This is a genomic window from Emticicia sp. (genome assembly GCF_049241225.1).
Taxonomy (GTDB): Bacteria; Bacteroidota; Bacteroidia; order Cytophagales; family Spirosomataceae; genus Emticicia.
In genome coordinates, this window is record NZ_JBMLRC010000253.1 from 24,788 (window position 1) to 27,385 (window position 2,598).

General features: G+C 38.7%; 4 protein-coding genes. 3 read left to right on the plus strand and 1 reads right to left on the minus strand.

The window, feature by feature from the left end; genetic code table 11:
- On the minus strand, window positions 1-416 hold a 416-nt coding region (locus tag ACOVO2_RS13680), incomplete at its 3' end, for a hypothetical protein (RefSeq protein ID WP_421770520.1).
- 389 nt (window positions 417-805) lie between these two features.
- Between ACOVO2_RS13680 and rplM the strand changes: the two genes are divergently transcribed.
- The 3 genes from rplM to rpsB all read left to right on the plus strand — a co-directional run.
- Window positions 806-1,249 carry a 50S ribosomal protein L13 gene (gene rplM / locus ACOVO2_RS13685; protein WP_188765672.1) on the plus strand — a complete coding sequence of 148 codons (444 nt, stop codon included), beginning with the start codon at window positions 806-808 and terminating at the stop codon, window positions 1,247-1,249.
- Window positions 1,250-1,384: 135 nt separating this feature from the next.
- Window positions 1,385-1,771: a 30S ribosomal protein S9 gene (gene rpsI / locus ACOVO2_RS13690; RefSeq protein ID WP_015028230.1), complete on the plus strand. Its 387-nt coding sequence runs from the start codon at window positions 1,385-1,387 to the stop codon at window positions 1,769-1,771.
- A 165-nt stretch (window positions 1,772-1,936) separates the two neighbouring features.
- Window positions 1,937-2,598: 30S ribosomal protein S2 (gene rpsB / locus ACOVO2_RS13695; protein WP_421770521.1), on the plus strand; the 662-nt coding region annotated here is incomplete at its 3' end.

The window sequence follows — 2,598 nt, forward strand, 5'->3', positions numbered from 1 at the left end:
TGAGCTTTTCCCTCACTCGAAACATACTGAGCATATAGATTTCGGCGGTCAGTTTTATTTACATCAATACATCTGTGCCATAAAATATACGCTCCGCCTTTACCATCAGGTTTAATTAATTTGGGCGTATAGATAAATGTACTCTTATCTAAGATTCGGCCTATACGTAAGCCGTCTTTTGTCCACTGCGGTGTACCTTTAGCATCGAGCTTTTGGGCATATAAATCAATGAGGTTATCACGATAATCAGCCCAAACATAAAAGCTATTTCCTTCATCATCAATCGAATAAAGTACAGCATACTGAAAGTCAGGTGCGGCACTTACCATCGAAGGCGTAGCATCATTGGGTTTCCATTGTGCAGAACTTATTTGTACTGAAAATGTAATCAGCAAAATTGTAAGAAAATATCTCATGATTTTTGGGTGGGTCTAACGGTCGATGCTTTTCTGAAGCTTTTATCGGACATCAATATGCACAAAATTACGTTCTTATCTTCATATCAACTAATTACACATAAAATAATTCGTAAGTTATTGGTTTTATTAAAAGAAATTTATAATTTTGCAGCCCCAAAATACCACCCTCGTAGCGTAGCCCGTTTGTTCGAGGGAAAATTTAAGTTAGGGAGAAACGCTAATTCCGAAGCGAATCATGTGTTGTTTCAGCACCCCATAACTTCGTGGAAAAAGTCATCGAAAGGTAGTCGTAGCAGTTGGGAGTGAAAGCTAAAAATAGATGACAAATGCTTTTTTCAAACCGCTTAGGAAACTAAGTGTATCGAACATTTAAAATAAACAAAACAGTGAAGCATTTAAGTTACAAAACGATTTCAGCTAACAGCGAAACCGTTAATAAAGAATGGGTAGTTATTGATGCTACCGACAAAGTATTGGGCCGCTTGTGTAGCCAAATTGCGAATATCATTCGTGGTAAAAACAAAACAAACTACACTCCTCACGTTGACTGTGGCGATAACGTAATTGTTATCAATGCAGAAAAAATACGTTTGACGGGAAAGAAAATGACTGATAAAGTTTATATCCGTCACACAGGGCACCCAGGTGGACAACGTTTTGCTACTCCTCGTGAGTTAATGGCAAAAGATGGCCGCCGTGTGGTTGAAATGGCCGTGAAAGGTATGTTGCCGAAAGGTCGTTTGGGTCGTCGTTTATATACAAATTTATATGTATATACTGGAGCAGAACACCCACACGCAGCTCAAACACCAAAAACAATTGAGCTATAATTTGGTGATTTGTTATTAGTTACTGGTTATTAGTTGTGAACAGGTAATTTATTTAACCAATTTCCCAATAACCAATTTTCTGATAACCAAAATAATTTATCTAATTTCAGAATATTTTCAAATTTCTATATACAAATGCAAGTTATCAACGCAGTAGGTAGAAGAAAAACAGCCGTAGCCCGTATCTACATGAAAGCGGGAAATGGTGAAGTTTCTATAAATGGAAAAGGTTTGAAGGAGTATTTTCCTTCAGAGATTCTCCAAATCATCTTAAACCAACCGTTTAATACAACAAGTACGGCTGGTCAGTACGATTTAAAAGTAAACGTAAGTGGTGGTGGTATTGCCGGACAAGCGGAAGCTGTTCGTATGGCAATCTCTCGTGCTTTGTGTGAAGCAAATGCAGAGAACCGTCCAGCGTTGAAAAAAGAAGGTTTCTTAACTCGTGATGCACGTATGGTTGAACGTAAAAAACCAGGTCGTCGTAAAGCACGTAAGAGATTCCAATTCTCGAAACGTTAATATTTTCAGTCTTCGGTTCGCAGTATGCAGTTTACAAATTATTGTTTGCTACTTACTTCAAACTGAAGATTGCCCATTAATAAAAGTCCAGACAGCACTTAATCGTGTCCGGTGTGCTGTGCTGCGTAGTTTAATTTATTATTTACATCTTACTAATTTAGTCAAATGGCACAATTAGAGTACAAAGAATTATTGGATGCAGGTGTACACTTCGGTCACCTTACCCGCAAATGGGACCCAAAAATGGCTCCGTATATCTTCATGGAGAAAAACGGAATCCATATCATCGACCTTAACAAAACTCTTGCTTGTCTTGAAGACGCTCAAGAAGTTGTTAAAGGAATCGTTCGTTCTGGACGCAAAATCATGTTCGTAGCTACGAAGAAACAAGCTCAAGAAATCGTTGCTGAAGAAGCACGTCGCTTGAAAATGCCTTACGTAACTGAGCGTTGGTTAGGTGGTATGCTTACAAACTTTGCAACTATCAAAAAATCTTTGAAAAAATTGCAAAACGTAGAGCGTATGTTGAAAGACGAAGCAACTGCTAAAAACATCGCAAAACGTGAGCGTTTGATGTTAGACCGTGAGCGTATCAAATTAGAGCGTTTGTTGGGTGGTGTTGCTGACCTTTCAAGACTTCCTGCTGCTTTGTTTGTTGTTGACGTTAAGCGTGAACACCTTGCAGTATCAGAAGCTCACCGTCTTGGTATTCCAGTAATTGCAATTTGTGATACTAACTCAAACCCTGAGGCAGTTGAATACCCAATCCCAGGAAACGATGATGCTTACAAATCAGTAGCCTTGATTACTTTGGCTATCGGTAAGGC

What these genes read in the sequence shown, in the direction of transcription:
- rpsI (WP_015028230.1), top strand. Translation starts at nt 1,385, where the DNA reads ATGCAAGTTATCAACGCAGTAGGTAGAAGAAAAACAGCCGTAGCCCGT.